This is a genomic window from Streptomyces ziwulingensis (assembly GCF_039542605.1).
Lineage (GTDB): Bacteria > Actinomycetota > Actinomycetes > Streptomycetales > Streptomycetaceae > Streptomyces > Streptomyces ziwulingensis.
Genome location: NZ_BAABIG010000010.1, coordinates 94,303 through 120,635, shown reverse-complemented (window position 1 = coordinate 120,635; position 26,333 = coordinate 94,303). Strand labels below are relative to the sequence as shown.

The window sequence follows — 26,333 nt, the reverse complement described above, 5'->3', positions numbered from 1 at the left end:
CCCAGTCGGAACACTCCCCGGTCTAGGCCATCGAGCGCGGCCTTCAAGACCTGACCTGGCTCCGAGGTCATGTAGCGAGGGAGTAAGTACGTGAGCTGGACAGTGATGGGCTCTCTAGGGGCGGTGAACGCCGCGGAACGCGCGATGCGTACGCTCCACGACGAACAGTCGGGCCCGCTGTACGCCTACGTGGTGAAGTTGTTGAACGGCGACCGGTACAAGGCCGAGGACGTGGTGCAGGAGGCGTTGCTGCGCTGCTGGCGGACGCAGGACGTGACCGGCGACCAGCCCCTGCGGCCCTGGCTGTTCAGAGTGGCCCGCAACCTCGTCATCGACGAGTACCGGATGCGCAAGACCCGTCCCCAGGAGGTCAACGGGAACGCCTGGCTGGAGGATCTGCAGCCCAGGCCCGACGACGTGGACTGGCTGCTCTCCTCCATCCTGCTCCAGGAGGCGTTCAAGCAGTTGTCGCCCGACCATCGTGACGCGCTGTGGGAGACGTACTTCTCCGGCAGGTCGATGCGCGAGGCGGGAGAGGTACTGGGCATTCCGTCCGGCACGGTCAAGTCGCGTGTGCATCACGCGGTGCGCGCCCTGCGGCTGGCCATGGAAGTGGTCGAGAACCCCGACGCCTCCAGCACCTCCGACGCCTCCAGCACCTCCGACGCCTCCAGCGCCTCCGACGCCTCCAGCGCCTCCCGCGACGAAGCCGGCAAGGCGTCCCCGCGGTACCTGCCCTCCGCCGCCTGAGCTTCGTCATCGCCTCCCGGTGGCGGGGCGGCGAAAGTCCGCGGCGGGTCCCGCCGGGGGTTCGGGCCGGCCGGGCTCAGCCCGCACTCTGGAGCCGCATCGTGTCGTCCACCGCGGGCCGCTCCCAGGACATCGTGGCCCGCGGCTTCTGCGGCGCGGGCGACTTGTCCACGGCGGGTTCCGGCGGCGGCGGTGGCAGCGGCGCCGGTGTGTTCGCCGTGGCGTACGCCCGCAGCAGCGACTCACGGTGAGCGAGGACGGCGGTCAGCGCGTCGCCCCCCGGGCCCGGCATCTGGCTGCGCATCCGGATCACGGCGACCCCGGCGGTCAGCGCCTCGTCCACCTGGGGGATCTGCTTCCAGAGCCGTTCGGCGCGGCTCGCCACCGCCTCCGCCTGCTCCGCGTTCCCCCGGTAGTGCCAGCGTTCGGCGACGTCGCGGTACAACTGGATGCCGCCGACCGGGTCACCCGCGAGTGCGGTGGCCCGGGCCCGGACCTCGCGGATGCGCAGGGTGTCGGGGTGGGACACACCGAGGGTGGCCGTGGCCCGCGTGTCGAGCAGCGCGGCGAGCGCGCCGGCCCGGTCGGCACGGCCCGCCGCAAGATGGTTCTCCACCTGCTCCAGGGACTCCGGGTACGCCTGCGGCTCCTTGTACGCCTGCGGCTCCCTCCGCGCGGCGGAGGCCGGGAGGGGAGTGGAGGAGCCGGGTGGTGTCGCGCCGGTGACCGTCGTGCCGGTGACCGGCACGCCGACTGCTGTGCGGCCGGCCGCCGGCGTGCCGACCGGAGGCGGGCTGATCGCCGGCGCGTCGGCGGCCGTTGGGCTTGTCGCCGTCGCGCCGGTGGCCGCCGACCTCCCCCGGCGCCTCGACCGACGCCGCTTCGGTCCCGTGGCACGCGCTGCGCTGTCCGGTACCTCGCTCACCTCTCCCTCGGGAGAGACGATCAACCGCCATACGGCGCCACCCGGCTCGGCGGCGGTGGCCCGCACGGCCCGGCCGAGCCCGGCCGCGACGTGGGCTACGACGTCCAGGGCGGCGGCGCGTGTGGCGTGCCCCGACGTCGGCACCAGCGGCCCCGACACGAGCACCCGGCCGTCCTCGTGGACGGTGAGGTCGTAGACCGGCCACGCCGGTACATCCGCGGCATCCTGCATCGTTGACATGGCGTTTCTCCCGTGCGGTTGGACACCCCGACCTGATCCCGGGGAAGGCCCGCCCCGGTCCGGGACGGGCGCTAGCGGACGGTGACGTCGGCGACCCGCCACGGCTTGTCGGCCGCCGTGCGGGTCAGGCGTACGTAGACCGCGACGACGACGGGCTCGCCGGACCACCCCGCGCGCCCCGACGGGGTGGCGGTGACGATCCACTGCCGCCATGCCTCGGTGTCGGTGTCGGGGGGCTGGGCGGCGTCCGGGGTGCTCTCCGGCACGACCGTGGTACGGGCCTGGTGGTCGGCCCACGTCTGCCACTCGGCGCCGGCGACCGGCGGCTGCTCGCGCGCACGCAGCCGTTCCGCGTACGCCTTCGTCAGCCAGCCCGCGTCCGCGGCACGTAGCTCGGCGTCGTGCGGACCGCGATCGACGGTGGTGTCGAAGGTCCACAGTGCGGTGAGCGCGCCCTTGCTGACCGCGTCGGCGTCGGTACGGTCGATGTCCCCGGGCCGGACCGTGCGCACGCCTGGCGTACCGGCGTCCGTGGGCTCGGAGGGAGTGGCGGGCCCCGGGGGTTTCGAGGGCTCCACGGCCACGGACGTGTGCGTACCCGGGGCGGACGGTGTCGGATACGGTCCGGTGCCGGTCGCCGCGGGCGCCGGGGAAGTCGCGGCGGCCGCGGGACTGTCCGACGACGGCCGCGCGTTCTCCTCGCCGCCGCCCCAGCCGCACCCCTCGGCCGCGAGACCGAGCGCGAGCACCGTCGCCGCCGTGGCGGCGACGCCCCAGATTCGTGGGGAAGTCATCCGAATCGCCTCACCGTCTGGGGCTTGCTCGCGTAGTACTGCTCGTCGAGGTTGCTGATCTTCACGACGTCACCCGTCTTCGGCGCGTGGATGAACTGCCGCCCGCCCAGGTAGATACCGATGTGGTCGTAACTTCCGTTGAGCTGGAACCCGATCACGTCACCGGGGCGCAGATCGTCCCGCGCCACCGCCTTGCCGGACCTGACCTGAAGCTGGCTGACGCGGGGGAGGAGGAGACGGCCGCCGGAGGCGTGGTAGACGGCGTTCTGCACGAGGCTTGAGCAGTCGAACCCCACCGTGCCCGCTCCCTGGGCGAAACCGAGGCTGGGGCCTTCCGGTCCGCCGCCGCCCCATGAGTAGGGGGTGCCGAGCCACTCCTTGGCGTTGGCCACCACCCTGTTCCCGAACGAGCCGTCCGCCGCGCCGGGTTCGGCGGAATCGCCGGGGCCGGATGTTCCGGATTTCCCGGAGGTTCCGGATGTTCCGACACCGCTGTACTTGGTCATCAGTGTGATGATCCTGGTGACATAGCCCTGGGTCTCCGGGTAGGGGGGCACTCCCCCCGCCTGCTGGACCGCTCCGGGACCCGCGTTGTACGAGGCGAGCATCAGCCGGGTGAGGTCACCGCCGATACCCATCTCCCTGACCTTGTCCGCGAGCCAGCAGTCGTAGCGGGCCTGGGTCATGATCGCGTCGCCCGGGGTGAACGGGTCGGCCACACCGTCCGGCTCGGGCGTGCCGTCCTTGCCGGCCGCGTCCACCCCCCACGTCGCCCAGGTGCCGGGGATGAACTGGCTCAGTCCCTCGGCGCGGGCGGGGCTCACGGCCTTGGGGTTCCAGCCCGACTCCGCCTCGATCTGGGCGGCCACCAGCGGCGCGCTGACCTCCGGACAGAGGTCGCCGGCCCGCTCGATCCACCGTACGTACTCCGGTGGAACGAGATCGGACCTGAGCCCGGTGACCAGCCCCACGGGTGCGATGTCCTGTTCCTCCTGGCCCACGGCCCCCAGGACCGACAGGGCGACCAGGGAGCCGACCAGCCCCAGGACAGCGCACCCCGTCACCAGCGTGACCGGTCTCGTCCGGGCGGTGCGGCCGCTCACCGGCGATCTCCCCCGCGCGGTGCGGCCCCCCGCGAGAACCTGAGATCGAACATGGATAAATCCGCCCTTAACTACCGCAATGCCAACAAGAGTTGTTTGTTGCGATTTATCTACTCATGTGTATTATTCGGCCAGTTGTGTCGACGGCCGAAGGAGATGTCTTGGCAGGGGATGAGCAGGTCGTCAATCCCTGGTTGCCGCAGTCGCGCCGCCCGGGGGACACCAACGGAAAACCCCGGCAATCGGTTCAAGGAATGCCGGCCGGACTTTCCGGACCGGGCACACCGCAGGGCGCGGGGGTGCCGCGGCCGGAGCGGGCGCTGCCCGTGGCACGGCCGCGGCTGGGTGACGGCCGGTCCTGGTGGTGGCTCGGCGTGCACGGGGGCGCGGGCGTCAGCACGCTGGAGCGGACCGTGCCCGGCGGCAGGGACGCCGAGCGCGCCTGGCCGTCGGCGCCGGAGAACCAGCCGGTCGTCCTCGTCGCCCGCTCCAGCGCGCACGGCCTCGGCGCGGCACAGAGCGCCGCTCAGCAGTGGGCCTCCCGCATGGTGACCGGCGTCGACCTGCTCGGCCTGGTCGTCGTCGCCGACGCTCCCGGCCGGCGCCCCCGGCTACTGCGCAACCGGGTGCTGCTGGTCTCCGGCGCCGTACCCCGGCTGTGGGAGATCCCCTGGGTCGAGCCCTGGCGGCTCGGCGAGCCGCATCTGCCCAAGGAATGCGTATCCCTCGCCCACGACCTGGCCCGACTCACGCAACCCATGTAGAACCCACCTGAAGGGGAACCGAGTTGTCCACTTTGATGGCGGCCCTCATGGACGCCTCGCCGCACCTGACCCAGGCGGTCGCGGCCGCACCGCGGCCCTCCGGTGTGCCCGACGTCGGCGGAGGTGAGGCGCCGCCCGGCGCCGAGGACCTGCTGAAGATCCTCAGATGGGTGGCCTGGAGCGTGACCGTCCTGTGCGTCGCGGGCATCCTCGGCGTCGCCGGGCGGATGGCGGTCGACCACTCCAAGGGAGGCGGCCGGGACCACGCCAGAGGACTGGGTTTCGTCCTCGGGGCGTGCCTGCTGGTCGGCTCCGCCTCGGGCATCGTCGGCGCGCTCGTCTAGTTCCGCTCTCCACCTTCAGCACTCACCCGTCCCGTTCGTAACGTCCCGTCCTATTCGTAACGTCCCGTCCCGTTCGTCCGACCACCATGAGGAGGGGGAGGAACCATGGCAGACCCCGGCAACCACCCGGCGACCGACGAGCCGCGAAGTCCGTGGCTGCGCGGCGGCTTCGTCCTGGCCGCCGCGTTCATCGGCTTCGTGACCGTCATCGCCGGGGCGGTCGTCTTCACCTCGGACACCGCCGCCCCGCAGGACCGCGCCGCGACTCCCCGGCCGCCCGCCGACCGTGCCGCCGCCGGGGAGCCGTCCCCGTCCGGCGCCGGCGAGTCCTGCCCCGAACTGTCCGACACCCGCCAGGACGTGCCCACCGCCGCACCCCGGAACGTGACCTGGGCGCTGTTCGGCGCGGTGGCCGTTCCCACGTCCGAGGCGTCCGGCCCCGCCGTGGCCGGTAAGGACGTGGCGCGCTGTTACGCCCACACTCCCGTCGGCGCTCTGCTGGCCGCCAGTCAGATCAGCGTGCGCTATCTGGCGGCCGACGACTGGCGGAAGGTGACCCGGCTCCAGACCGTCGGAGCGGGCCGCGACGCCTACGTGGCCGCACGTACCGAGGCGGAGAAGGCGGGCTCCACCGACCAGGACGGCGGCGCGCACGGACAGATCGCCGGATTCCGGTTCGTCACCTACCACCCGAGCACCGGAGTGATCGAGACGGTGTGGCGCTTCCCGGACGGCCGGATGCAGGCCGCGACCACGACGGTCCTCTGGCAGGACGGGGACTGGCGGCTGGAGTACCCGGCCGACCCGGTCGCTCCCACCCCGGTCGGCTCCCTGGCCGGCTACGCCGAGTGGGGAGGCGTGTGATGGCCGGATGCGACTTCGGCTGGGTGGCGCCCTCGGTCGGCGGCTACTGCGTGGGCGACGGCACCGGCACGGCCCCGGACGACCTCGGCGGCAGCGCGTTCGACGACATCGCCGAGAGCGCCGCGAAGGCGGCGAGTACGACCGTCAAGGCACTGGGCAGCGCCTGGATGGACCTGGGCAGTCCCGACCTGAGCGACGAGGCCGGACCGGTGGCCTTCCTCCGTGGCTCCACCCTCTGGGTCACCTCGTTCACCGCCGTACTGTTCCTGCTGGTCGCGGCCGGGCAACTCGCCTGGCAGCGGCGTGGCGAGCCGGCCCGGCAGGCGCTCCAGGGGCTGCTCAACCTGGTGATCGTCTCCTCGGTCGGGGTCGCCATGGTCAGTCTGCTGACGACGGCCGGGGACAAGTTCAGCGTCTGGATCATCGACAGGTCCACGGGGTGCCGGCAGATCAGCGCGACCGGGGAGCCGGTCGCGCAGTGCGTCGCCGAGTTCGAGAAACGCACCTCGGCCATGCTGGCGCTCGGCGGCACCGACTCCTCGTTCCTCGTCCTGATCATGGCCGTGCTGGTGATCGCCGGCACCGTCGCGCAGATCGCCCTGATGATCGTGCGGGTGGCGATGCTGGTCATCCTCACCGGGACGCTGCCGCTGGCCGCGGCGGCCAGTTCCACTCCCGCCGGCCGGCTCTGGTTCCGCAGGTCCGTGGGCTGGCTGCTCGCCTTCGTGCTGTACAAACCGGCCGCGGCCGTCGTGTACGCGGCCGCGTTCTCGATCACCGGCCAACGGCAGGACAACGAGGTCGTCTCCATGGTCTCCGGAGTCGTGCTGATCGTGCTGGCCTCGTTCACGCTGCCGGCTCTGATGCGGTTCGCGGCCCCCGTCGTCCAGGCCGCGGTGTCGGGCGCGGGCCGTGCGGCCAAGGCGTCCGCCGCGGGCGGCGCGGGCGCGCCGGCCGCCGTCGGCACCGGAGCGCTGCCCGTACCGCACCTGCGGAGTCTGGCCACCGGCCGTTCGGTGGCGGGGGCCGCCGTCAGCCCGAACGCCACCGGCCCGCGGTCCCGTCACGCGCCGGCCTTGCCGACCACGGCGGCCACGCGGGGCGCCGAGGGCGCCCGCGGCACCGCCGACCCCGCGACCGGACCCGTCCGGCCGGACGCCGCCGGCACCTCCGTGACCGACTCCGTGACCGACCCCGCGGCCCGTCCCGCGGCCCATCCCGTGGAGACAGGGTCCGCGGACCGCACGGAGGCACCGGCACCGGCCCTGGTACCCGTCCCGGACCGCCGGCACCCCGACCACCACCCTCAGCAGGAGCAGCGCCGTGACCACTGAACACCTCACCCCGCGTACCTACGGCAACTACCGCAAGCCGCGCACCGCGGGACTGCGCGGGCTGTCCCTGGGCGCGACGCTCCTGCTGCTCGCCGGGCTGGTCGCGGTGGTGCTGGCCTCACTGATCTCCCTCTGGGCGGCACTGGGGCTGGCGTTGACGCTGGCGGTGGTCACGGCCGCGCTGGGGGTGAAGGACCGGCACGACCGCACGCTGATGCAGCGCGGCGCGATCCGCCTCGCCTGGTGGCGCACCACCTCCTCGGGCGGACACCTGTACCGGTCGGGTCCGATGGGCCGGTCGGGCTACGGCACCTGCCGGCTTCCCGGCCTGGCCGCCGAGTCGACGCTGACGGAGGCACGGGACGGCTACGGCCGGCCGTTCGCCGTGATCACGATCCCGGCGACCGGCCACCACACCGTCGTCATCTCCTGCGACGCGGACGGGGCCGCCCTCGTCGACGACCACCAGGTCGACACCTGGGTGGCCCACTACGGCCAGTGGCTGTCCGCGCTGGGAGCCGAGCCGAACCTGGTCGCCGCGAGCGTCACGGTGGAGACGGCCCCCGACTCCGGAGTGCGGCTCCAGCAGGAGATCGCCGCCAACAGCGTGGCCGACGCGCCCGCTCTGGCCACGGAGATGCTCCAGGAGGTGCTGGCCGCCTATCCGGCGGGCTCGGCCCGGATCGCCACCCGGATCGCGTTGACGTACTCCGGCGCCGCCCGTCCGGGCATTCCCCGCCGCAGCGCCGACGAGATGGCGCTGCACATCGGCACCCGGCTGCCGGGTCTGACCGCCGGACTCTCCCTGACCAGCGCCGGTACGGCCGTACCCATGACCGCGACCGAACTCGCCGAGGCGGTACGGGTCGCCTACGACCCGACCGTCGCGACCTTGGTGGAGGAGGCGCAGGCCACCGGCGGCACCGGCCTGACCTGGAACGAAGCCGGTCCGATGGCGGCGCAGGAGGCGTGGGACCACTACCGGCACGACGGGGCGTTCAGCGTGACCTGGGCCATGACGGAGGCCCCGCAGGGCGAGGTGTTCTCCAACGTCCTGACCGCACTGGTGCAGCCGCACCGCGACATCGCCCGCAAGCGGGTCACGCTCCTGTACCGCCCGCACACCCGGGCCGAGGGTGCCCGGGTCGTGCAACAGGACTACAAGAACGCCCTGTTCAGCGCCCAGCAGTCACAGATCGGCAAGGCGCGGGAGGACGCCGAGGTGACAGCCGCGCGCAGGACGACCGAGGAACAGGCGCAGGGACACGGGGTGATCCGGTTCGGCCTGTTGATCACGGCGACCGTCAGCACCGCCGCGGAGCTGCCGCGGGCCGCCGCGGCCGTCGACAACCTCGCCCCCGCCGCCCGTATCGCGGTGCGCCCGGTCTACGGCTCGCAGGCGGCGGCCTTCGCCGCGGCGCTTCCGCTCGGTGTGGTGCTCCCGCTGCACACCGCGGTGCCGCAGACCGTGCGCGACGCGATGTGACGGCGTGCCGGCGGGAGGAAGAGACCACCGGAAAAGAGAGACGAGGAGAACCCGATGGCACGCGTGACCAAGCAGCCCCGCCAGCCGCGACGCCCCACGCCGCGCGGCTGGCCCGGACCCGGCGGCGGCATGGTCGGCTACGTCGATCCCGCCCCCGAGTGGCGGGGCACCTCCGTCCAGGTGTGCGGCCTGTGGCCGTTCGGCGCGGGCGCCGGAACCCCGATGGTCGGCGTACCCCTCGGCCGTGACCTGGACTCCGGGGCCACCGTGTGCTGCGACCCCGTGTCCTGGTTCATGCGTACGGGGCTGCTGGCCAACCCGTCGATGTTCGTGCTGGGCCGCCCGGGGCTCGGCAAGTCGACCGTCGTACGGCGGATGGCGCTGGGCCTCGCCGGCTACGGGGTCCATCCGCTGATCTTCGGTGACCTCAAACCGGACTACGCGGACCTGATCGAAGCCATCGGCGGGCAGGTCATCAGCCTGGGCCGGGGCCGGGGCAACCTCAACGTCCTGGACCCCGGCGAGTCCGGCAGGGCCGCGGCCCGGCTCACCGGCGACGCCCGGCGGCGGCTCCTGGCCGACATCCACGGCCGGCGGCTCAACATGGTCTCGGCCCTGGTGACCATCCTGCGCTCCGCGCCGCCGACGGACCGCGAGGAGACGATCCTCTCGACCGCGCTGAACGTCCTGGACGACCGGCACGACGCGCGAGCGGGCCGGGTCCCGGTCCTCGGCGATCTGGTGCGGGTCATCAAGGACGCCCCGGAAGCGGTACGGGCGGTCGCGCTGGACCGGGGCGACCTGACCCGCTACCGCGACATCACCGAGAACCTGGAGGCGTCCCTCACCGCGCTGCTCGGCGACGGCCGGCTGGGCGGCACCTTCGCCCAGCCGACGACGGAGGCGATGAAGCTGGACCGCCCGGTCTGCTTCGACGTCAGCGGCATCGACGACAGCGAGGCCCTGCTGCAGGCCGCGGCGCTGCTGTCCTGCTGGTCCTACGGCTTCGGTGCCGTCTCCGCGGCGCACGCCCTCGCGGACGCCGGACTGGAGCCGCAGCGCAACTACTTCCTGGTCATGGACGAACTGTGGCGGGTCCTGCAGGCGGGCCGCGGTCTGGTCGACCGGGTCAACGCCCTCACCCGCCTCGACCGCCAGCGCGGAGTGGGGCTGGCCATGATCACCCACAGCATCGACGACCTGCTGGCCCTGCCGGCCGAGGACGACCGCACCAAGGCGAAGGGCTTCGTGGAGCGCGCCGGCATGGTGGTCTGCGCGGGGCTGCCGCCCGCCGAGCTGCCGCAGCTCTCCCAGATCGTGGAGCTGACCGAGCCGGAGCGGCGTCTGCTGGTCGACTGGTCCACCCCGCCCGCCTGGGACGCCGCGCACGGCCGCCGAACGGAACCACCCGGCCTCGGCAACTTCCTCATCAAGGTCGGCAACCGCCCCGGCATCCCCGTCCACGTGGACCTGACGGCAGCGGAACTCGGGGTCAACAACACGAACAAGAGGTGGAACAAGTGAGGAGCCGCGCCGACGCCGCCCGAACCTCCCGTGAAGACACAGTGAACCGGATGCCCATCCGTTCCGTTGAGACGGGCGGGTGAGTGAAGCCGCCGCTTCCCGGGACCGGGTGGCAGCTCGACGGAGAGGGAGGGAAACATGACTGATCCGCAGGAACCCCAGGAACCCGTAGAGGAGCCACCGCCGGTATACCGCAGGACGCGGACCTTCGAGGAAGCTCTTCTGAGCAACCGACTGGCGGTGAGGCTCCTCCACCCGCCGAGCGCCCAGCAGGCGGCCATACAAGCGCGGATCGACGCGGAGAACCGTGAGGCCGCCAGGCAGGCTGAGGCACAAGCCTACTACGGTACCGCGCTACCGGGTGGGCAGGGATTCCCGGACGAGCAGAGGTTCACCAGGGTGCCACGCTCCCCCCGGTACAGCGAACACAACGCACTGGCCCCGCCGGCCTATTACTCGACGACGACGCCAGCGGTCGCACATTACTACGGGACGTCCGAGACGCCCGCGTCGCGCGCATCGGGCGCATCGGCCTCAGCGAATCCAGTCGCCGGCGCCGCGGTCGACTACCGGCCCGCCGACTCCGGAACCCGCACCTCCGGCTCTCCGGCCGACGCGTCCGGGCGGGAGCGGAGCACAAGGTCGCAACACGGCCGAGCGGGGTCGGAGCGGCGGGGCAGGGGGGTCGGCCGTTGAGGCTCGACAGCGGTGGCGAGATCTCACCGTGAAAGGAAGTCCGAAATGGTGAATGCCGTTGAAGTACCCCTCTATGAGCTGAATTGGGAGCAGGGGGTGGTCTCCTCGACGCCGCTTCCCGAGCCGATCACAATGCCCGTCGAAGGGTTGGGTGACGGTGGTGTGCAAACGGCTGTAGCGTTCCGAGACGAGCACAATGACGTCATCACGGCAGTCCTCGACGGGCAGGGGGACTGGAACATAGGTTTCCTTCGGTGGACAGAGTGGGCTCAGTGCTACCGGACGCAGATCACCACTGCTGTCAAGGGATTCGCTTACGCTCTGATGGCGTCGGGAGACATAGCGAAGTCGGAGGGGCGTCAGCGTCTGGGGAGCGCGTTGCGGACAGCGGGGAATGTCGTGAATTCCACTACGGCTTTCTCGGACGTGGCGCATTATGGCCATTCCGCCTACAAGTCCTATCAGCAGCACCGTCTCGCGACGCCCACGGTCAAAGATCTGGGTAAGGCAGGGGGGCAACTGCTCGGCCTTGTCGTGGGAGTCGCCGCCGCGCTCTCCCCGTCGCAGTCGGTTCAGGCGGCATCGAGTCTTGTGACGTTTGCTGCCATCGCGGCGACAGGCCCGACGCAGCAAGAGGAGCAGAAGGCCCAAGAGGAGGCTCACAGACTCTTCTACAGCCAGCCGGGAGCGCACCTCGGCAGCACTGGCGTCCAGGTGGGTTACGCGCAGCCGTACGGCAGCGGAACCGCCACCCCGCACACCACCACCCCGCACGCCACCCGCGCCAACACCGCCGTCCCGGAATCCCCTGTCCGTCGTTTCGGCACCTCCGGTTTCAGCGGCTGTGCCGGCAGCAACGGCAGCAGCACTTATGAGGGGCGTCCCAACGGCGGTTCCCCGGAGCGATGTAGGGGGCGTTCCGGCCCCAGGCAGTAGAACTCATCGTCACGGGAGACGCCCGCTGAACCACCTGTACGAGTTGGTCGACCATACCGTCACGGAAGCGCACAGAACACCTGAGTCCACGAAAGGGGTACGTAACAAATGCCACGGCAGTCCGCAGAATCGGGAAGTTTCGCCCAGATCAGGCAAGAGCGGGAGCAGAGGAGGATGGCAACGGACATGGCAACGGACAGGGCAACGGACATGGTAGCGGAAATGCATGCCGCGTTGGCAGCAGATCCGTACGCTTACCGCACAACAGAGCAGCTCCAGCAGGGACTCGACGTGTCCAAAAAACGGGATGTTGCGGTCGGGGACTATGCCGCCCGAATGGGTGTGACAACCCCCACTCAGTCAGAACTGGCATTCGCCCAGGCGTCCCGGCAAGCGCTGGAAGATTACACGAATTCATGGCTTGTTTATCAGCAATCCGAAACCGTTGAAAACTACGCTCGGATGTTGACAAATGGCAACGTCTACGTAGCCCTCAAGAACCAAGGGCAGAACATGCTCGAAAGCAGGGTGGATGCCCTTGCTCAAGCGGCCGCACAGGCAGCTCAACCTTACGACCCGGTTCGGGCGGCCGCTCAGGGAAACGCCCAATCGGCCGCACAGGGTTACGGGAGTGTAGGTCAGGCGGCTCAGGCGCTCCTGCCACGCGACTCCCAGGGCCGCTCACGGGAGCAACGGTCGACGCAACAATCGGCTGACACCTACTCCCAGTACAGCGGCAACTCCCAGGGCAGCGGCAATAAACGCCAGAGGAGGGGAGGTCCCAGCCAGTGACGTGAATCCAGTGACGTGAATCAAGTCGGACGGCTGGCAGGAGGCAGTGAGATGGCAGGTTCTCCAGAGTTCAACCCGGCGTACGTCAGCAACCAGGGCGTTGCTTACACGCAGGGTTCCGCGAGTTACACGCAAGGTTCCGCGAGTTACGCGACGGGGACCGATCTGGGCTACGTACAGGGGGGCGCTCAGTATTACGCGCCGGGTTACGACTGGGATTATGCGCAGAATTACCACCAGGGTAGCTCGGAAGACGCGCAAAGCCTCAGCCAGATGGATCCGCGTGATTCCTATGAGCTGGCGAACATCGACCGCCATGGGAAAACGCGCACGCCGAGGGGGGCAGTCCCACAGAACGTTCCTGCCCTTCCCGAGGGCTACACGCGTGGAGTCTACAACGAGGACAGCGGACAATTCTACGCACAGAGCGAAGCGGGCGCGCTGGCTCGGTACAACAGCAGGGGGGAGTGGGTTCCCAGTGACAACAAGCACGTAACCAGTTTCCTGAACGAGAGGGCCGCAGGCCCGGCGATTCAGCGCGGCAGTTCTCAGGAGTCACTGTCCAGTGCCGCTTCCAACGCCAGTTATTACAATGGCGTGAGCGTGTCGCGTCGATCGACCAACGAGCCCGTTCCGGCGGACGCGCCTCACCCGCCGGCAGGTGCCGAGTACGCCCTCTACGATGTAGAGGCCCAGACATATCTCGCCGAGGGTCAAGGCGCAGTAATGGAGTACCCCAGCCGGAACGGAGGGTGGGGGACCGTCACATCGGTCAGTCTGCGGAATTTCGTGAAGGACTACGGAAAAGCCATCGAGAAGTTCGTTGTGGGTTCCGGTCCGACCGCCCTTACGGGGATCGCCAAACTGGCGGGGCCGGAGGCCGAGAAGTACGCGAACGTGGTCGGCGGCGGCTTCCAGGTCTTGCACAGCGCCTACTCTCTGGGCACGAACATCTACGCCGGCCTGCGGGATCCCGCGAAATTCGACCCCGCTCAGGCATGGGGAAGCGGGGCGGAGGGCACGGCCGGAATGCTGAACGCCAGCAGTTACCTGCCCAAGCCGGAGAGCATCGCGGCCAAGGTGACCAACGGCGTGGGCTCCGGCCTGTCCGTAGGGACGGCCGCGGCGATGGCGACCCGTTCGGCTTACCAGCAGAAGTTGCAGCGGCAACGGGAGAGCCAGCAGGGTCGTCTCGTCCCGCTGGAAGACCTGCCGGGACGAGCGCCGGCACCGCCATCGGTTGCCTCACGCGCGTCCGCGGCCAGGGCCCAGGTCCCTGATCCCGGCCGCTCCGCGAGGAGAGAAGAAGCGGACGCGACCAGCGGCAGGCACTCCGACCAGAGCCGACTGAGGCGCCGGCAGGGATCGGTACGCAGGAGTGCCACGCGCTGAGGGTTGTCCCGCCAGGAATTGCGGGACAGCCCTCAGCGCGCCGCCGAAGGAGAAGTGAACTGTTTCGCCCCGGTGTCCGTTGCGGTGTGCGCAGAACTGTTGTGGCGCGTGCCCCGCCTCCGCTGTCCGGACCGGACCTCGGAACGGGCCGCGGGTGCGGCCACGCGCCGACACCGCGAGGAAGGAATGGACATGAACAGGGGTGACGAAGCTGACGGGTGGGGCGCGAAGGGCGACCCTTTCGCACCAGCGGCCCCGGGGGAGGGTGACCAACCGGTCCCCGGGGAGGGGCCCGCAGCGTCCGCGCACTTCGCCGTGGTCATCTTCGGTGACGGCTCCGCCGCCATCGACGGCGAGTCGGTGCCGGTGGTGCCGGGCGAGCCGCTCGATGTGGCGATCCTCGACATGCTGCACGGATACGCGCGCAGTCGGAACGCCCCCGTCACGGGAGCCATCTCGGACCCCGCCGCGGGTTACGTGGCGGTCGTCGAGGTGGCTCCGGACGGATCGAGCCGGCTCCTGGACCAGGTCGAGGAGCAACAGGAGGAAGTAGGCGGAACAGAGAGAAGCGCCGAACGAACCCAAGCGATCGCAGCGGTCGAAGCGGCCGGGCCGACCGGAGCCACCGGACCGAGCGGGCCTTTCGAGCCCGTGGAGTACGGGGAACCCGTGGACTCGTTCGGACCCGGCGGGCCTTCGGCCGGCGTCGGTTCTCCGGATGACGACCGGGCGGACGACGCGGTGTCGGAGAGCGCGAAGCCGCTCACGCCGGTGGCTCTGCGGCAGGCGGCCGGCAAGGGTTCCGCACGGGGCAGGACGTCCCAGTCGGACGACGAGTACGAGCGGCCCGGACTGCTCCACCGCCCGCTGGTCGTGGGCGGGGTGGCCGCCAGTGTGGCGGTCCTCATCATCGGTTCGCTGGTGGCGCTGGGCAGTGGATCGAGCGACGCCCAGGCGCGGAACCAGGCGACCGGCTCGGGCGACGAGGCGAGCAGCTCCCCGATGCTTCTCCGCCCGCCCAGCTCGGTCCCCGCCACGCCGCTGCCCCCGGTCTCCGTGTCGCCTTCGGTCTCGCCGTCGAAGCCGCCGTCGAAGCCGCCGTCGAAATCACCGTCGAAATCGCCGTCGAAGCCGCCGGCCGGGCAACCATCGGAGTCACCGTCGGTACCCCCGTTGCCGAAGGTGGTGCCGGTGAAGTCGAAGGAGAGCCGTAAGCCCGCGGACAACCTCCTGGTGCCCAACAGTACGGTCGTGCTCGAAAACCAGGAGTACGGCTACTGCATGGACCTTCCCGGCCAGGGCAAGGGCCGATCGGGTGCCAGTGTCTTTGACGAGCACAACTGCATCACGTCGAGCAAGGACAACCAGTTGTGGACCCTGACCGTGGCTCTCAAGGGCCGCGGCCACGGCGGTTCCGATCTGTACGTGATCCGCAACGCCAAGGACGGTCTCTGTCTGGACCTGCCGGGCGAGGGCCCCGCCGCGGGCGGGACACATGTGGTCGAGTACAACTGCAGGGCCACCGGTGCGGACAACCAGCTCTGGTGGTTCGAGAAGGGATCCAAGGGCACGTATCGGATCCGTAATCACATCAGCGGTAACAAGTGCCTCGATGTGGAACGAAGCAGCGCGAAGGGCGAGAACGCCAACCTCATGGTCTACGTGTGCAGTGAGAGCGCCGGCCAGAAGTGGCGGTTGATCAAAACCTGATCTGCTGAGACCTGAGCTGATCAGGACCTGAGCGCCAACGGCCGGGAGCGGATGCGTATGTCACACACGCATCCGCTCTCGGCCGTGCGGGGGGCCGCTACCGGGGCGGGCCGGGCGGCGGCGGGGGCGGGGGCGGCGGCCCGAAGGGGTCGAGGATGTCGACGGGAGGCGCCTCCTTCGCACGGTGGCTGCCGGGTTTGCAGCCCGCGAAGGGGCCCATCGGGTCCCGCAGCGACTGCATGACAGGTCCCAGGTGGTCCCGGTGCCAGTTGGCGGGCCCGGACAACGGGGAGTCGGGGCCGGTCAGATCCGCCCAGGCGAGCCACAGGCCGTGCAACTGGGCGACCGCTTCCTGGTGCTCCCACCAGCGGGAACACCAGGGGGCGGCGGAGGTGATCTCCCGGCCGTAGACCGGCAGCAGCACATGGTGGGTCCACAAGGTGAGCTGGCGCAGGTTGTGCGTGTACTCAGGTCCGTCCAGGTAGAGGATGAACCGGGGTTCGGAGGGCGGTGGCGAAGCAGCCGGTTCCTCGGAAGAGGGCGCCGAGGAGGCCCCGGGGGTCTCCTCCTCGATCCCCTGGGCGGTGTCGGTCGTCACGCGTGTTCCTTCCATTGGTCGTCGCGGCCGGGCTGGGCCGGCCTGCCGACGTCGGCGTAATCGGACATTCAGGTCGGGTTCACGTCGAGTTGATCATCGGGCAATCAACTCGACGTTGTTGGCAAGCGGAAACAAGATGCACCTGCACGGAGAAAGAGCGAGAACGATGCCCAACGATTTCGAGGCCGAACCTCAAGCAGCACCGAAGCTTCCCTTCGGCCCTTTGGTACCGCCGAAGCGCATCAAGGACGTGGAGTACGACGATGGGCAACGGCTGCGAGTGAACCCTTTGTTCGTACCGCTGGAGCAGGTACCCCCCCAGTGGATACTCCAGGGTGAGCCGGACGCGGTCTGGCACTACTCCACCGTACTGCGTGACACCGCCGAGAATCCCGGAGTAGGTGAGTGGCGGGTCATGCTGGGGAGTGAACAGGTCTCCTCCGTCATACCGCAGAGTCAGGTGGACGACCTCGTCTCGGCGGTACGCGCGTACCGGGAAGCTCATCCGGAGAAGAACATAGCGCCTCTTACGGAAGAAGACCTCCGAAGGAGTATGGACGGTATAGGTCATCCCTCGATCGCGGTGGATTTCGACGCCGACGGGAAGACCAGGGAGGGCAAAGCCGCACTGAGCGGGGAGTTCCACTTCGATCCCGCGTCACGCAGTGGCACGGTGAACGACAGGTCGGGCCGTTACATGAGCGACAAGGCCAGGCCGAACCCGGCGGACCGAAACCCCGCGGAGATCGCCGAATGGGGCGCGGAGGTCGCCCGGGTGTTCAGTGCGCATCTGGGGGTGCCCATCTCCTTCGAGCAGATAAAGACCCTCCCGAAGGGACCGGAGGAACCGAAGAACCCGAAGGCGATCGACAATCCGACCGCGGTCCACACCGCGGCGCTTCAGCCGGCGGTTGACACGGCGCCGAGGGCGGACGTGCGCAGTCGCCCCTCAGCGGCCGGGACAGTCGGTCCGGCCGGGGCGTCCCGCGCCAGAAGGCCGTAGCGACGCCCCGTCGGAGAGCGGGCGGGCGGACCTGCCGTGGCCGTGCTGGAGCACGGCCACGGCAGGTCCGTTTCCGAGCGTCAGCCGCCGTCGCGGTAGGTCCTGCCGCTGGCGTTCGGTGTGGCGCCGTTGAAGAGACCGGTCGGGCTGGTCTCGGTCGTGAGGGCGAACCACGCGTAGCGGTCCACGTAGTCCAACGAGTCCAGGACCTTTGTGGACGTCTTGATGAAGGCGGTCTGCTCCTGCTCGCTCGGGTAGCGGGGGGTGCCCTTGGAGAAGTCGATGAGGGCGTACTCGGTCAGCCAGATCGGCTTCTTGTAGCGGTTGTGGACGCGTTCCAGGTAGTCGGCCAGTTGGTAGGAGGCCGCGTAACTGAAGTCGGAGCCGTACCAGTGCAGCGGGATGAAGTCGACGCGCAGACCCCGCTGCTGGGCTCCCTTCATGAACCTGTCCAGCCAGCCGCCGGGCTGGTCGGCGTTGGCGGCGACCGCCGGGGCTCCCAGGTTGAGGCCGGTCTTCTGGAGCTGCGGCCACAGGTCGAGGGCCTGTTCGGGGGTCATGTTGGCCTGAGACGGCGAGTCTGGCTCGTTGAAGCCGAGGAGGTTCTTCCCCTCACGGGCGGCGTTGCCCAGCTCGGTGCCGTTGACGGCGCCGGGACCCCAGATGGTGGGGACGTACTCGACGCCCTCCGGCCGGTGCAGTACCCCGCTGGACGAGGTCCAGTTGTGGTACCAGGTCGCGCCGGAGCCGGCCAGCGCCTGGGCGGCCCCGCCGGTGGAGTTCAGCGCCACCCCCTTGCCCGCCGCGTGGACGGGATTGTTGTCGTTCCTGGGCTTCCTGACGGGTTTCTGGGCGGGCTTGTCGGCGGGCTTGTCGGCCCCGGTACCGCTGCCGTAGAACGTGACGGTCAGACCCTTGCACGCGGCGCACTGGCGCACGACCTGGTTGCCCGCCTCGGCGTCATGCTTGGACCACGCGTACGCCGAGGGGCACTTCTTGGTGAGCGCCTCGCTGTAGGCAGTCTTCGCGTCCCGGTTCGGGTTGACGCACACCAGCCCCTTGCCCGTCGCCGGATCCTTGGTGAGGTTCTCGGGCGGGCAGACGGACAGCAGATCGGTGGGGCAGCCCACCGCGGCGCACTGCCCGCCGCCCGCGGGCGGTGCCACCCCGTCGGGGGTGATGGTGACGGCCGCGGACACGGCGTTGACGTAGCTGACGTTGTACCAGGGCGCCATCGCGTCGGCCGTGTCGAAGTTGAACTCGGCCAGGCTGGCCGGCTGTTCACCGGTGGAGCAGTGGTCCGCGAACGGTCCGCAGTCGGCCACGGCGCAGTGGAACGTACTGCCGCTGTCGCCGGTGCAGCCCTGGCGGGCGAAGAACTTGCCGCGCCAGTGGCCGGCGCCCGAACGCTCGGGGATGGTGATGGTCGCGGACTGGCCCTTGTCCAGGGCGGGCAGTCCGGTGAGCGGGGGCGAGCCGTCGGCGTTGACCGTGGCGCCGATCCAGATGCGACCGTCCGTGTTGTTGCGCAGGGTCACGGTGTGTTCGGCGCCACCGGCTGCCGCCGCACCGGAGACCCGGTCCTCGCGACCGCCGGAGGAGTCCCGGGACGCCAGGGTGGTGACTGCCGTTACCGCGATGACCAGCGCGAGTGCGATGAGAAGCGGCCGAAGGGCCCGAAGTGACCGCAATGATTGCAGTGATTGAGGTGATACGAGTGATCTCACACGCATAAAACGCGCCTCTCGGTCAGGAATTGACTACGCGCACACGACGTACAGGCGCGGTGGACGGTTCACCGGGTTGTCCCGCGCGATGAGAATTCACTGAGAAAGCCCCCGGGCCGGGGCCGGCCCGCGCAGGCGTGCTTCTCGCGACCGCGCCCGGGATTGAACCGATCGGCGGATCTGCGCGTTGACGGTCGAGGAGTCACACAGATGAGGAGCGCGATATGGCTGATGAGGTGGGCACCACCACGCGGAGCGCGGAGGAGCGGCAGCGGAGCGGGACGAGGGCGGGAGGCCGCTTGGCCGCGGCATGGGGTGCTGTCCGCCCGGCGGCCTCCAAGGCACTGAAAACGGCCAGGTCGCCCGCGTTCCTCAAAGCGCTGGGGGTGGCGCTCGTCGTGGTCGGAGCGGTCGCACTCCTCAGCGGGGTCGGAGCCGTGGCCGGAGCTGCCCTGATCGGCGCCGGCGCGGCCGTCTGGTACGGGGGGCGTCAAGCGCAGCAGCGTGCTCAGGCGCGGGAAGCGGAGGGGCAGCCGGGGCCACGGGCGGAACAAGGCGATCACCAGAGGGCGCGAGGCGAGGGAGACGGCGCCCGGTGGGACCTCGCGCCGGCGCGGCGTCGCGCCCCCACGCCGGAACGGTCCGCGGCGCCCAGGCCGATGGTGGCAGCCCCGGCGAACGCGCAGGACAACAACGCCGTCGCGCAGACTCTCCAGTTGCTCAGGCGGCAACTGGGTACGCAGCCCCCCGGCGACGTGAGCCGGGAGTCGTTCGGTGAGCAGAACCCCGTGCGACATCAGTGGGCACCGTTCCAGCGCCCCGCATCCGTCGGCTCCGACGCGTCGTGGAGGCCGCGAACCGTTTCCCCTGAGTCCACGCGCGGGAGGACACCGTCTCGGTAGGTTCCGGTCCCCAAAATCGTTGTCAATCGCAAGAAAGGAACTGACGTGGACGAAGACGATTTCGATCTGAACACCTACGAGGGGCGGCGTGGGAGAATGCAGGCGGCGATCACCAGAGCCTTCGAAAGGAGAGAAGGCAACACTTTGGACGTGCTGGAGTACGGGAGGTTTATGGATTACTCAAGAGGTTCACAATTCCATGAAGCGCAGACTGAGGAGGACCGGAACCAGAGGGCATATGAAGAGGCTGTCCAGCAGGTGGGCGCGTACGAATCCGACCTGAATGCGGCGTATGCGGCAGGGGCTATGGATTCGAACCAATCAGCCGCGGCAAGGCATCTCTATGAGGAACTTTTTCGTGAAATGGAGTCCGCAGGGTACACCTATTCCGGTTCCGTGAACTTTCACGAGCAGAGGAGGGAAGCCGCCATAAGGAGCGAACAGCAGAGGCAGGCGTCCCTTCAGAACCAGGCGAACCGTGCGGCGTCACGTGGTCAAGGCGCCTCCGTACGTGACCTGCTGCCCGACACCGGCCGTAGCCGTAGGCAGGGTGAATCCTCGCGCCGTCAGGATCAGACATCTCGCGGCACCCACCGCACCAGCGGACATCATCACAAGGGCAAGGGCAAGGGGCGCTAGTTCGCCGACAACGCGTCGAGCCGTTCGCGTCCGTGACCCACCCGGCGGTGCCGCCGCACGCATCAGCATGCCGCGGTACCGCTCGACGGCCGGCTCGTCCGGGGCCGCGTCGTGGAGGATCTGGTGCCGGCCTCGCGGCAGCTTGCCTTTCATGTGCCGTCTGCTTTCGCGTCTATGGGTGAGCGGGCTGAGCTGATCCAGCGGGGAAAGCCCATCACATGCCCGCTTATCGGGGGTATGGATTCGGTGAGCCCGTTCAGGAATTCTTCCCACTGGTAACGCGTGACGAAGCCCTGAAACAGGGGGAAAAGGCTCGCTTCCTGATGCCCCAGGTATGTGTACAGACTGTCGCGTACCGCGGTGGCGGCCTCGCACAGAACGCGCAGTGTGTTCCTTGCTTCGCTCGTCGAGCTACGTCGGCTGGGCGTCGTCGTCGCTATACACGCCAGCTCGATGTCGGCAAGGCGTGCCAGTGCGGCATCCAGACGTTCATAGTCCCTATTGAGCTGGGCAAATGCGTTCGCCGCGCCCGGCGCGACCGTCATGATGTGCAGCCACAGCAGTCCGACTTCCGTCTCGTGGTGGTGACGCAGACTCACCACCACGAATTCCCGCAACTGTATCAGAGCTTTGGGAGATATGGCGGGGCGCGGTATGGCGTGGATGAGAAGCCGAGCGGACATGCGATGGGTCTCGTGAATGAGCTGCATGTCCGGAATGATTCGGGAGTCGGGATCGACGTTCGCGTTCATTGCTGAGAAAGCTTTTCTCGTGGTCGCGTTGGAACTCCGGGGACCTGGCGCACACCCGCCGCTCACGGTGCCCCGCAGGTACATCCCGAGTCGCTCCGGCGCCAATGTCCGATTACGTCAAATCTGCGCCGGAGGCTCCGGCGAGAGGTCGGCGGGCGTGGCTCCGGGCGGACCGAGAAGAAGGCCGCCCATTTCCTCCCCGACGGCGTGCGGCACCCGCAGGGGAATGGTGTAGAAGTCTCCCGACCGCAGGGTCACCTCGTACCTGGTGTGGGCGTGCAGCGGCGTGGCCGCACCGGCGAGCATGAAAGAGTCCGTCACGTCATGGCGGCCGTCGGTCTCCTCCGCCGAGGTGAGGATGGAGACCCGGAGTTCCTGGCCGAGCGCGTACATGCGGTCGGGGTGCTTCGGATGAGAGGACAAGGAGGGGATATGACTCACTGGTCATCCTTGAGTGTGGAGTCGGCGACCCGGCCGGCGAGTGGGGGGAGGCAGCCGTGACAGGGCGAGTGACTGCCTGAGACTCGCTCTATTGACCATAGGAACCTTACATCGAAAGTTGGTCCCGTGCAGCAGAAGGGTGCCGCGCGTCAAGAAGGCGACGCCACGTCGGCGGGCGGTCGTCGCCCCTACCACGCGCCTCGCCGTGCGAAAGCGGCCTCGGAGACCCGTGCGGCGATCCTGGACGCGGCGGCCCGGCTGTTCGTCGAACGCGGGTACGCGAACGTGACTGTCCCCGAGATCGCCGAACTGGCGGGGACGGCCGTCCCCACGGTCTACGCCAGCACCGGCGGCAAGGGCGCCATCCTGACCACCCTGATCGTGGACGGCCTGGAGAGTTCCGCTTCGCAGGAGGCGCTCGCGACGCTGCGCGGCGGCGAGGTGCCCGAGGAACTGCTCGCCGGGGCCGCCCACGGCACCCGGCTCGACAACGAACAGCACCACGGCATCGTCCGGGTGCTGGTGGGCGCGGCCCAAGCGGACCAGTACGCCGCCGACGCCTTCGTCCGCGTCTCCCGGGAATCCCGGGACGCCCTCGCGGCGGTGGCCGACCGGCTGTCCGAGCTGAAGGCGCTACGGTCCGGCCTCACGCCCGACCGCGCGACCGACATCCTCTGGTTCTACCTCGGCCACCCGTCCTGGCACGAACTGGTCGTGGAACGGGGCTGGTCCTGGGAGACCGCGGAGCATTGGCTGACGGAGCGGGTCACGGTCGCCCTCCTGCCCGCGTGAGTCCGCTCGGGCCGGGTGCGGGTGCCTCAGGCCCGGGCTTCGGTCGCGTACGCGACGAACGCCGACCAGGCGGAGGGGGAGAGGGCGAGCTGCGCGGCTTCCTGTTGCTTCGAGTCGCGCACGTGGATGGCTTCCGCTCGGTCGCGAGCGACTTCGACGCAGTTGTCGCCCCCTCCGCCGCTGTAGCTGCTCTTGATCCAGTGCGGTCCGGTAGTGCTCATAGCGCTCCTCGCATCTGCTCAAGCAGGTCCGTCGTGTCCTGACAGTTGAGGGCCTGCGATCGCATCTTGCCATAGCGCTGGAGCATGGAGCTGACCTGTTTGGGGTCTGCTACGAGCACGCTGCTGTCCTGACTTTCGATGTAGCCGAACCACTGGTGGTCGGGGCTCTCCGCCAGGTACACCAAGCCTTCGAACCCTGGGTGATCATGTTGAACCAAGGGCATGACCTGGATCTCCACGTTGCGTCGACTGCTCTGATCCAGCAGGTGGTCGATGAGTGCTCGCGTGACGGCGACGCCTCCGAGCCGTCGCTCAAGGAGGGCCTGCTCGATGATGAAACTGAACGCGGTGTTCGGGGCCTCCGTCAGCAACCGCTGCCTCTCCAACCGTGCCTGGACCTGCCGCTCGATCTGCTCCTCCGTCAGCGGCGGCAACCGCCGCTCGAAGATGGCCCTGATGTATGCCTCCGGCTGCAACAACCCCGGCACCACCCGGCATTCGTACGTGTAGAGCGAGACCGCCTCCTCCTCGATCCCCGCCCACTGCTGGAACCACGACGCCAGCCCCTGCTTACGCGTCAGGTTCCGGGCCGCCGCCCGCAGCACCTTCGGCGCCCCCAGCACTTCCCCCGCCAGGAGGATGAACTTCGGTTGCGGGTAACGCCTGCCCTGCTCAAGCTTGGCGATGGCGTGCACGGAGTAGTCGACGATCTCGGCGTACTCCTCCTGGGTCAGCCCCGCTGCCTCCCGCAGCGCCTTGTGCACGGCGCCGAACGTCTTGAGGCTCTCCGACACCTCAGGTTCACCGCCACCGATCTCGGCTCCCGCGTCCTCGATGTTCACCATGCCCGGCCACCTCCCGCACTCGTCCGCCGACCCGCCGGAACATCAACTCGCCCATGGTTACGGGGCGTGACCCTCCCTGTCCAGCCTGTGAACCAGTACAACGCGACTGTGCCGGTGTTGTGCCTGTTGAACGGCGCGCCTCAGGGGAAGGCTGGGTGCCATGACCGCACCACGCCCCCAAGCCCCGGTTACCGTACGTGTGTTCCACCAGCGGCTCAGCGCCACCCGCCGAGGCGCCCGGCTCGCCCGCCGCTTCACCACGCGGCAACTGCACACCTGGGGCATCCCCTACGGCTCCGACCTCTCCGAAACCGTCACCCTGGTGGTGGCGGAGCTGGCCGCCAACGCCGTACTGCACGGGCGGGTACCCGGCCGGGACATCGCCCTGCGCCTCCGCGTCGACGCGGAGGTGGTCCGGGTGGAGATCCTCGACGCCCGAGGCGAGTGCCTTCCCCTGCTCCCCGGGGCCGTCCCCGACGCCGAGGCCGACACCGGCCGCGGGCTGCTCCTGGTCGACGCCCTCACCACCCGCTGGGGCGTCGACACCGAGCCCGGACCGGGCAAGTCGGTCTGGGCCGAGATCGAGTACTGAACCTCAGTCGAACAGCGGTTCCTGTTCGCTCTCCGCCGCCTTCCGTACCCGCCTGTTCCGCCCGCCGACCACCACCGTCGTCGCCGCGGCCGTCACCGCCAGCGCCACCGGCACCATCCAGTTCCGGTTGACCGCGTGGCCGAGGGCGGCGTCGAGGGAGAGGCTGCCGGGGCCGCTCACCGCGAGGCCGGCCGCCGTCAGGGCGAGGGTCGCGGCGTACTCGTAACCGCCCTCCTGGGCGAAGAAGCCGTTCGGGGCGTGCACCGCCGCCGCGCCCGCCATCGCGCCGGCCGCCGCCGCACCGGCGGCGGGGGTCGCCAGGCCCATCGCCAGGAGCAGGCCGCCGCCCGCCTCCGCCGCGCCCGCCATGACCGCGCTCGTCTTCCCCGGCACATAGCCCATGGCCTCCATGGCCTGGGCGGTGCCCTCGATGCCGCCGCCCCCGAACCAGCCCAGCAGTTTCTGCGCGCCGTGCGCGGCCAGTACGCCGCCGGTGCCGAGGCGGAGCAGCAGCAGGCCGAGGTCGCGTCGGTCAGCACAGCAGGTCATGGTGGCTCCTTCGTCGAGGTGGCGGCACCCCCCTCAGGTCTCCCCTCCCACCGTCGCACCTCCCGTCCCCGGCGACACCCGGCGGGCCCCTCGCGGGCGCCGTTCGGGTGGCGGGGGCTCCGGGGCGGTGTGAGGCTGACCGGCATGACGATTCAGCCGACCCGCCTGCGCGACCCGGCCGTCCGTGCCTTCGTCGCCGCGGTCAACGCCCACGACCGGGAGGCGTTCCGCGCGCTGCTCGCACCGGACGCCACCATGGCCGACGACGGCTTCGACCGTGACCTCGCCGACTGGGCCGAGCGCGAGATCTTCGCCTCCCGCGGCCACCTGGAGGTCGACAACGAGTCCCGCGGCGGCCGCGCCCTCGTCGCCCGCTACGCCAACGACACCTGGGGCGAGATGCGTACCCGGTGGGCGTTCACCGTCGCCGAGGACGGGAAGATCGCGCGGTTCGAGACCGGCCAGGCGTAAGGCGGTGAATGTGCGGCAGCCGTTCCGCGGCCGGCCTGTGCCCCGCGATCTCTCGCGGGTCCACCCCCTGCCGGTGCCGCGGAACGGCTGCCGCCCCCCTCGATATGGCCTGGTACGCCCCGCGGACGACACGCGGGACGGCAAGTGCTCACCGGTGCTCCAAGTGTGAAGCTCCGGTGGAGGAGAGTTGAGCATAAGCCCGTCATCGCGCGTCACGCTGCGGACTTTTCCATTCCGTTTGTGCAGATCAGTGGCGATGGCTACGGCACCGGTGGCGGCGCGGGCGCGCTCAGCCGCGGCCCACGTACGGCATCGCCGTCGCCATCACCGTCACGAACTGGACGTTCGCCTCCAGCGGCAGCTCCGCCATATGCCGGACCGTGCGGGCCACGTCCGCGACGTCCATCACCGGCTCCGGCACCACCTCGCCGCTCGCCTGCAACGCGCCCGTCGCCATCCCGGCGGTCATGTCGGTCGCCGCGTTGCCGATGTCGATCTGCCCGACCGCGATGCCGTACGCCCGCCCGTCCAGGGACAGCGACTTGGTCAGTCCCGTCATCGCGTGCTTGGTCGCCGTGTACGCCACCGAGTGCGGGCGGGGGGTGTGGGCGGAGATCGAGCCGTTGTTGACGATCCGCCCGCCCCGCGGGTCCTGCTCCTTCATCTGCCGGTACGCCGCCCGCGCGCACAGGAACGCTCCGTTGAGGTTGACGTCCACCACCCGGCGCCAGTCCTCGTAGGACAGCTCCTCGACCGGCACCCCGCCCGGCCCGAACGTGCCCGCGTTGTTGAAGAGCAGGTCCAGCCGTCCGAAGCGGTCGCGCACGGCGGCGAACAGGGCGGCCACGTCGCCGGGGTCGGACACGTCGGCGCGGACCGGCAGCGCGGTGGCGTCCGGGACGAGGGCGGCCGTCTCCTCCAGCGGGGCGGTGCGCCGCCCGGCCAGCGCCAGCGACCAGCCCGCGCGCAGCAGTTCGACGGCGACCGCCCGCCCGACGCCGGAGCCCGCCCCCGTCACCACGGCGACCCGCCCCCGGCCCGCCCGGTCGACACGGCCCGCCCGCCCCTCGTCCGCCGGCTCGGAAGGCTGCCCGGCACGCTGCCCGGACGGCCGCTCGTCGCTGGTTCCCACAGTGTTCATGGGACC

General features: G+C 69.9%; 27 protein-coding genes. 16 read left to right on the top strand and 11 right to left on the bottom strand.

Annotated elements, in window-relative coordinates; all coding sequences use genetic code 11:
• The first annotated feature begins 90 nt into the window (after window positions 1-90).
• Entirely contained in the window at window positions 91-750 is a 660-nt protein-coding gene (locus ABEB00_RS05545) for a sigma-70 family RNA polymerase sigma factor (protein ID WP_345617769.1), read from the top strand.
• A 76-nt stretch (window positions 751-826) separates the two neighbouring features.
• On the opposite strand, the gene ABEB00_RS05540 is transcribed toward ABEB00_RS05545, so the two are convergent.
• The 3 genes from ABEB00_RS05540 to ABEB00_RS05530 all read right to left on the bottom strand — a co-directional run bounded on the left by ABEB00_RS05540 (window position 827) and on the right by ABEB00_RS05530 (window position 3,812).
• Window positions 827-1,915, bottom strand: coding sequence for a hypothetical protein (locus ABEB00_RS05540; RefSeq protein ID WP_345617768.1), 1,089 nt, complete (start codon window positions 1,913-1,915; stop codon window positions 827-829).
• Window positions 1,916-1,986: 71 nt separating this feature from the next.
• Window positions 1,987-2,709, bottom strand: a complete 723-nt coding sequence (locus ABEB00_RS05535; protein WP_345617767.1) for a hypothetical protein — start codon at window positions 2,707-2,709, stop codon at window positions 1,987-1,989.
• The gene (locus ABEB00_RS05530) at window positions 2,706-3,812 is read right to left on the bottom strand and encodes a C40 family peptidase (protein ID WP_345617766.1); all 1,107 of its coding nucleotides are present in this window, start codon (window positions 3,810-3,812) and stop codon (window positions 2,706-2,708) included. The genes ABEB00_RS05535 and ABEB00_RS05530 overlap by 4 nt, the downstream gene beginning before the upstream one ends.
• A 254-nt stretch (window positions 3,813-4,066) precedes the next feature.
• On the opposite strand from ABEB00_RS05530, the gene ABEB00_RS05525 reads away from it, so the two are divergent.
• The 10 genes from ABEB00_RS05525 (at window position 4,067) to ABEB00_RS05480 (ending at window position 15,654) form a co-directional block, all read left to right on the top strand.
• A complete protein-coding gene (locus ABEB00_RS05525) occupies window positions 4,067-4,576 on the top strand; it encodes a DUF6668 family protein (protein ID WP_345617765.1) in 510 nt (169 codons plus the stop codon).
• A 23-nt stretch (window positions 4,577-4,599) separates the two neighbouring features.
• Window positions 4,600-4,920 carry a hypothetical protein gene (locus tag ABEB00_RS05520; RefSeq protein ID WP_345617764.1) on the top strand — a complete coding sequence of 107 codons (321 nt, stop codon included), beginning with the start codon at window positions 4,600-4,602 and terminating at the stop codon, window positions 4,918-4,920.
• A gap of 105 nt (window positions 4,921-5,025) precedes the next feature.
• Window positions 5,026-5,784, top strand: a complete 759-nt coding sequence (locus tag ABEB00_RS05515) for a DUF8175 domain-containg protein (protein ID WP_345617763.1) — start codon at window positions 5,026-5,028, stop codon at window positions 5,782-5,784.
• On the top strand, window positions 5,784-7,118 hold the full coding sequence (locus tag ABEB00_RS05510; protein ID WP_345617762.1) for a TrbL/VirB6 family protein: 1,335 nt from the start codon (window positions 5,784-5,786) through the stop codon (window positions 7,116-7,118). Before ABEB00_RS05515 ends, ABEB00_RS05510 begins: the two co-directional genes overlap by 1 nt.
• Entirely contained in the window at window positions 7,108-8,604 is a 1,497-nt protein-coding gene (locus ABEB00_RS05505) for an SCO6880 family protein (RefSeq protein ID WP_345617761.1), read from the top strand. The genes ABEB00_RS05510 and ABEB00_RS05505 overlap by 11 nt, the downstream gene beginning before the upstream one ends.
• 54 nt (window positions 8,605-8,658) lie before the next feature.
• Window positions 8,659-10,128, top strand: coding sequence for an ATP/GTP-binding protein (locus ABEB00_RS05500; RefSeq protein WP_345617760.1), 1,470 nt, complete (start codon window positions 8,659-8,661; stop codon window positions 10,126-10,128).
• Window positions 10,129-10,869: 741 nt separating this feature from the next.
• The gene (locus ABEB00_RS05495; protein ID WP_345617759.1) at window positions 10,870-11,760 is read left to right on the top strand and encodes a hypothetical protein; all 891 of its coding nucleotides are present in this window, start codon (window positions 10,870-10,872) and stop codon (window positions 11,758-11,760) included.
• A gap of 186 nt (window positions 11,761-11,946) precedes the next feature.
• The gene (locus ABEB00_RS05490; protein ID WP_345617758.1) at window positions 11,947-12,552 is read left to right on the top strand and encodes a hypothetical protein; all 606 of its coding nucleotides are present in this window, start codon (window positions 11,947-11,949) and stop codon (window positions 12,550-12,552) included.
• A 51-nt stretch (window positions 12,553-12,603) separates the two neighbouring features.
• Window positions 12,604-13,944, top strand: coding sequence for a hypothetical protein (locus ABEB00_RS05485; RefSeq protein ID WP_345617757.1), 1,341 nt, complete (start codon window positions 12,604-12,606; stop codon window positions 13,942-13,944).
• 315 nt (window positions 13,945-14,259) lie between these two features.
• Window positions 14,260-15,654 (top strand): RICIN domain-containing protein, encoded by a 1,395-nt coding sequence (locus tag ABEB00_RS05480; RefSeq protein ID WP_345617756.1) that lies wholly within the window; start codon window positions 14,260-14,262, stop codon window positions 15,652-15,654.
• Window positions 15,655-15,751: 97 nt separating this feature from the next.
• Here ABEB00_RS05480 and ABEB00_RS05475 read toward each other — a convergent pair whose 3' ends face one another.
• Complete coding sequence (locus tag ABEB00_RS05475) at window positions 15,752-16,144, bottom strand: DUF4913 domain-containing protein (protein ID WP_345617820.1); 393 nt, start codon at window positions 16,142-16,144, stop codon at window positions 15,752-15,754.
• 274 nt (window positions 16,145-16,418) lie between these two features.
• On the opposite strand from ABEB00_RS05475, the gene ABEB00_RS05470 reads away from it, so the two are divergent.
• Window positions 16,419-17,255, top strand: a complete 837-nt coding sequence (locus ABEB00_RS05470) for a hypothetical protein (protein WP_345617755.1) — start codon at window positions 16,419-16,421, stop codon at window positions 17,253-17,255.
• Window positions 17,256-17,335: 80 nt separating this feature from the next.
• Here the strand turns inward: ABEB00_RS05470 and ABEB00_RS05465 are convergent, their stop codons facing one another.
• Window positions 17,336-18,793: a glycosyl hydrolase gene (locus ABEB00_RS05465; protein WP_345617754.1), complete on the bottom strand. Its 1,458-nt coding sequence runs from the start codon at window positions 18,791-18,793 to the stop codon at window positions 17,336-17,338.
• Window positions 18,794-19,929: 1,136 nt separating this feature from the next.
• On the opposite strand from ABEB00_RS05465, the gene ABEB00_RS05460 reads away from it, so the two are divergent.
• A complete protein-coding gene (locus ABEB00_RS05460; RefSeq protein ID WP_345617753.1) occupies window positions 19,930-20,523 on the top strand; it encodes a hypothetical protein in 594 nt (197 codons plus the stop codon).
• Window positions 20,524-20,672: 149 nt separating this feature from the next.
• On the opposite strand, the gene ABEB00_RS05455 is transcribed toward ABEB00_RS05460, so the two are convergent.
• Together ABEB00_RS05455 and ABEB00_RS05450 are read right to left on the bottom strand one after the other, a co-directional pair.
• Complete coding sequence (locus ABEB00_RS05455) at window positions 20,673-21,275, bottom strand: hypothetical protein (RefSeq protein WP_345617752.1); 603 nt, start codon at window positions 21,273-21,275, stop codon at window positions 20,673-20,675.
• A 117-nt stretch (window positions 21,276-21,392) separates the two neighbouring features.
• On the bottom strand, window positions 21,393-21,698 hold the full coding sequence (locus tag ABEB00_RS05450) for a cupin domain-containing protein (protein WP_345617751.1): 306 nt from the start codon (window positions 21,696-21,698) through the stop codon (window positions 21,393-21,395).
• Between the two features lie 144 nt (window positions 21,699-21,842).
• Between ABEB00_RS05450 and ABEB00_RS05445 the strand changes: the two genes are divergently transcribed.
• Window positions 21,843-22,508: a TetR/AcrR family transcriptional regulator gene (locus tag ABEB00_RS05445; RefSeq protein WP_345617750.1), complete on the top strand. Its 666-nt coding sequence runs from the start codon at window positions 21,843-21,845 to the stop codon at window positions 22,506-22,508.
• Window positions 22,509-22,534: 26 nt separating this feature from the next.
• Here ABEB00_RS05445 and ABEB00_RS05440 read toward each other — a convergent pair whose 3' ends face one another.
• Both ABEB00_RS05440 and ABEB00_RS05435 read right to left on the bottom strand, forming a co-directional pair.
• The gene (locus ABEB00_RS05440; RefSeq protein ID WP_345617749.1) at window positions 22,535-22,729 is read right to left on the bottom strand and encodes a DUF397 domain-containing protein; all 195 of its coding nucleotides are present in this window, start codon (window positions 22,727-22,729) and stop codon (window positions 22,535-22,537) included.
• Window positions 22,726-23,574, bottom strand: a complete 849-nt coding sequence (locus tag ABEB00_RS05435; protein WP_345617748.1) for a helix-turn-helix domain-containing protein — start codon at window positions 23,572-23,574, stop codon at window positions 22,726-22,728. Before ABEB00_RS05435 ends, ABEB00_RS05440 begins: the two co-directional genes overlap by 4 nt.
• Window positions 23,575-23,773: 199 nt before the next feature.
• Between ABEB00_RS05435 and ABEB00_RS05430 the strand changes: the two genes are divergently transcribed.
• On the top strand, window positions 23,774-24,166 hold the full coding sequence (locus ABEB00_RS05430) for an ATP-binding protein (protein ID WP_425586438.1): 393 nt from the start codon (window positions 23,774-23,776) through the stop codon (window positions 24,164-24,166).
• A gap of 3 nt (window positions 24,167-24,169) precedes the next feature.
• Here the strand turns inward: ABEB00_RS05430 and ABEB00_RS05425 are convergent, their stop codons facing one another.
• Window positions 24,170-24,715, bottom strand: a complete 546-nt coding sequence (locus tag ABEB00_RS05425) for a DoxX family membrane protein (protein ID WP_345617746.1) — start codon at window positions 24,713-24,715, stop codon at window positions 24,170-24,172.
• Window positions 24,716-24,859: 144 nt separating this feature from the next.
• On the opposite strand from ABEB00_RS05425, the gene ABEB00_RS05420 reads away from it, so the two are divergent.
• Complete coding sequence (locus tag ABEB00_RS05420; RefSeq protein ID WP_345617745.1) at window positions 24,860-25,186, top strand: nuclear transport factor 2-like protein; 327 nt, start codon at window positions 24,860-24,862, stop codon at window positions 25,184-25,186.
• A 289-nt stretch (window positions 25,187-25,475) separates the two neighbouring features.
• On the opposite strand, the gene ABEB00_RS05415 is transcribed toward ABEB00_RS05420, so the two are convergent.
• A complete protein-coding gene (locus ABEB00_RS05415; protein WP_345617744.1) occupies window positions 25,476-26,327 on the bottom strand; it encodes an SDR family oxidoreductase in 852 nt (283 codons plus the stop codon).
• Window positions 26,328-26,333: the final 6 nt, after the last annotated feature.

Excerpts from the sequence above, each read along its gene's own strand:
- ABEB00_RS05510 (WP_345617762.1), top strand. The coding sequence starts at position 5,784 with ATGGCCGGATGCGACTTCGGCTGGGTGGCGCCCTCGGTCGGCGGCTAC.
- ABEB00_RS05440 (WP_345617749.1), bottom strand. The coding sequence starts at position 22,729 with ATGAGCACTACCGGACCGCACTGGATCAAGAGCAGCTACAGCGGCGGA.
- ABEB00_RS05525 (WP_345617765.1), top strand. The coding sequence starts at position 4,067 with ATGCCGGCCGGACTTTCCGGACCGGGCACACCGCAGGGCGCGGGGGTG.
- ABEB00_RS05535 (WP_345617767.1), bottom strand. The coding sequence starts at position 2,709 with ATGACTTCCCCACGAATCTGGGGCGTCGCCGCCACGGCGGCGACGGTG.
- ABEB00_RS05495 (WP_345617759.1), top strand. The coding sequence starts at position 10,870 with ATGGTGAATGCCGTTGAAGTACCCCTCTATGAGCTGAATTGGGAGCAG.
- ABEB00_RS05415 (WP_345617744.1), bottom strand. The coding sequence starts at position 26,327 with ATGAACACTGTGGGAACCAGCGACGAGCGGCCGTCCGGGCAGCGTGCC.
- ABEB00_RS05490 (WP_345617758.1), top strand. The coding sequence starts at position 11,947 with ATGGCAACGGACAGGGCAACGGACATGGTAGCGGAAATGCATGCCGCG.
- ABEB00_RS05420 (WP_345617745.1), top strand. The coding sequence starts at position 24,860 with ATGACGATTCAGCCGACCCGCCTGCGCGACCCGGCCGTCCGTGCCTTC.
- ABEB00_RS05485 (WP_345617757.1), top strand. The coding sequence starts at position 12,604 with ATGGCAGGTTCTCCAGAGTTCAACCCGGCGTACGTCAGCAACCAGGGC.
- ABEB00_RS05500 (WP_345617760.1), top strand. The coding sequence starts at position 8,659 with ATGGCACGCGTGACCAAGCAGCCCCGCCAGCCGCGACGCCCCACGCCG.
- ABEB00_RS05455 (WP_345617752.1), bottom strand. The coding sequence starts at position 21,275 with ATGAACGCGAACGTCGATCCCGACTCCCGAATCATTCCGGACATGCAG.
- ABEB00_RS05435 (WP_345617748.1), bottom strand. The coding sequence starts at position 23,574 with ATGGTGAACATCGAGGACGCGGGAGCCGAGATCGGTGGCGGTGAACCT.
- ABEB00_RS05540 (WP_345617768.1), bottom strand. The coding sequence starts at position 1,915 with ATGTCAACGATGCAGGATGCCGCGGATGTACCGGCGTGGCCGGTCTAC.
- ABEB00_RS05470 (WP_345617755.1), top strand. The coding sequence starts at position 16,419 with ATGCCCAACGATTTCGAGGCCGAACCTCAAGCAGCACCGAAGCTTCCC.
- ABEB00_RS05515 (WP_345617763.1), top strand. The coding sequence starts at position 5,026 with ATGGCAGACCCCGGCAACCACCCGGCGACCGACGAGCCGCGAAGTCCG.
- ABEB00_RS05425 (WP_345617746.1), bottom strand. The coding sequence starts at position 24,715 with ATGACCTGCTGTGCTGACCGACGCGACCTCGGCCTGCTGCTGCTCCGC.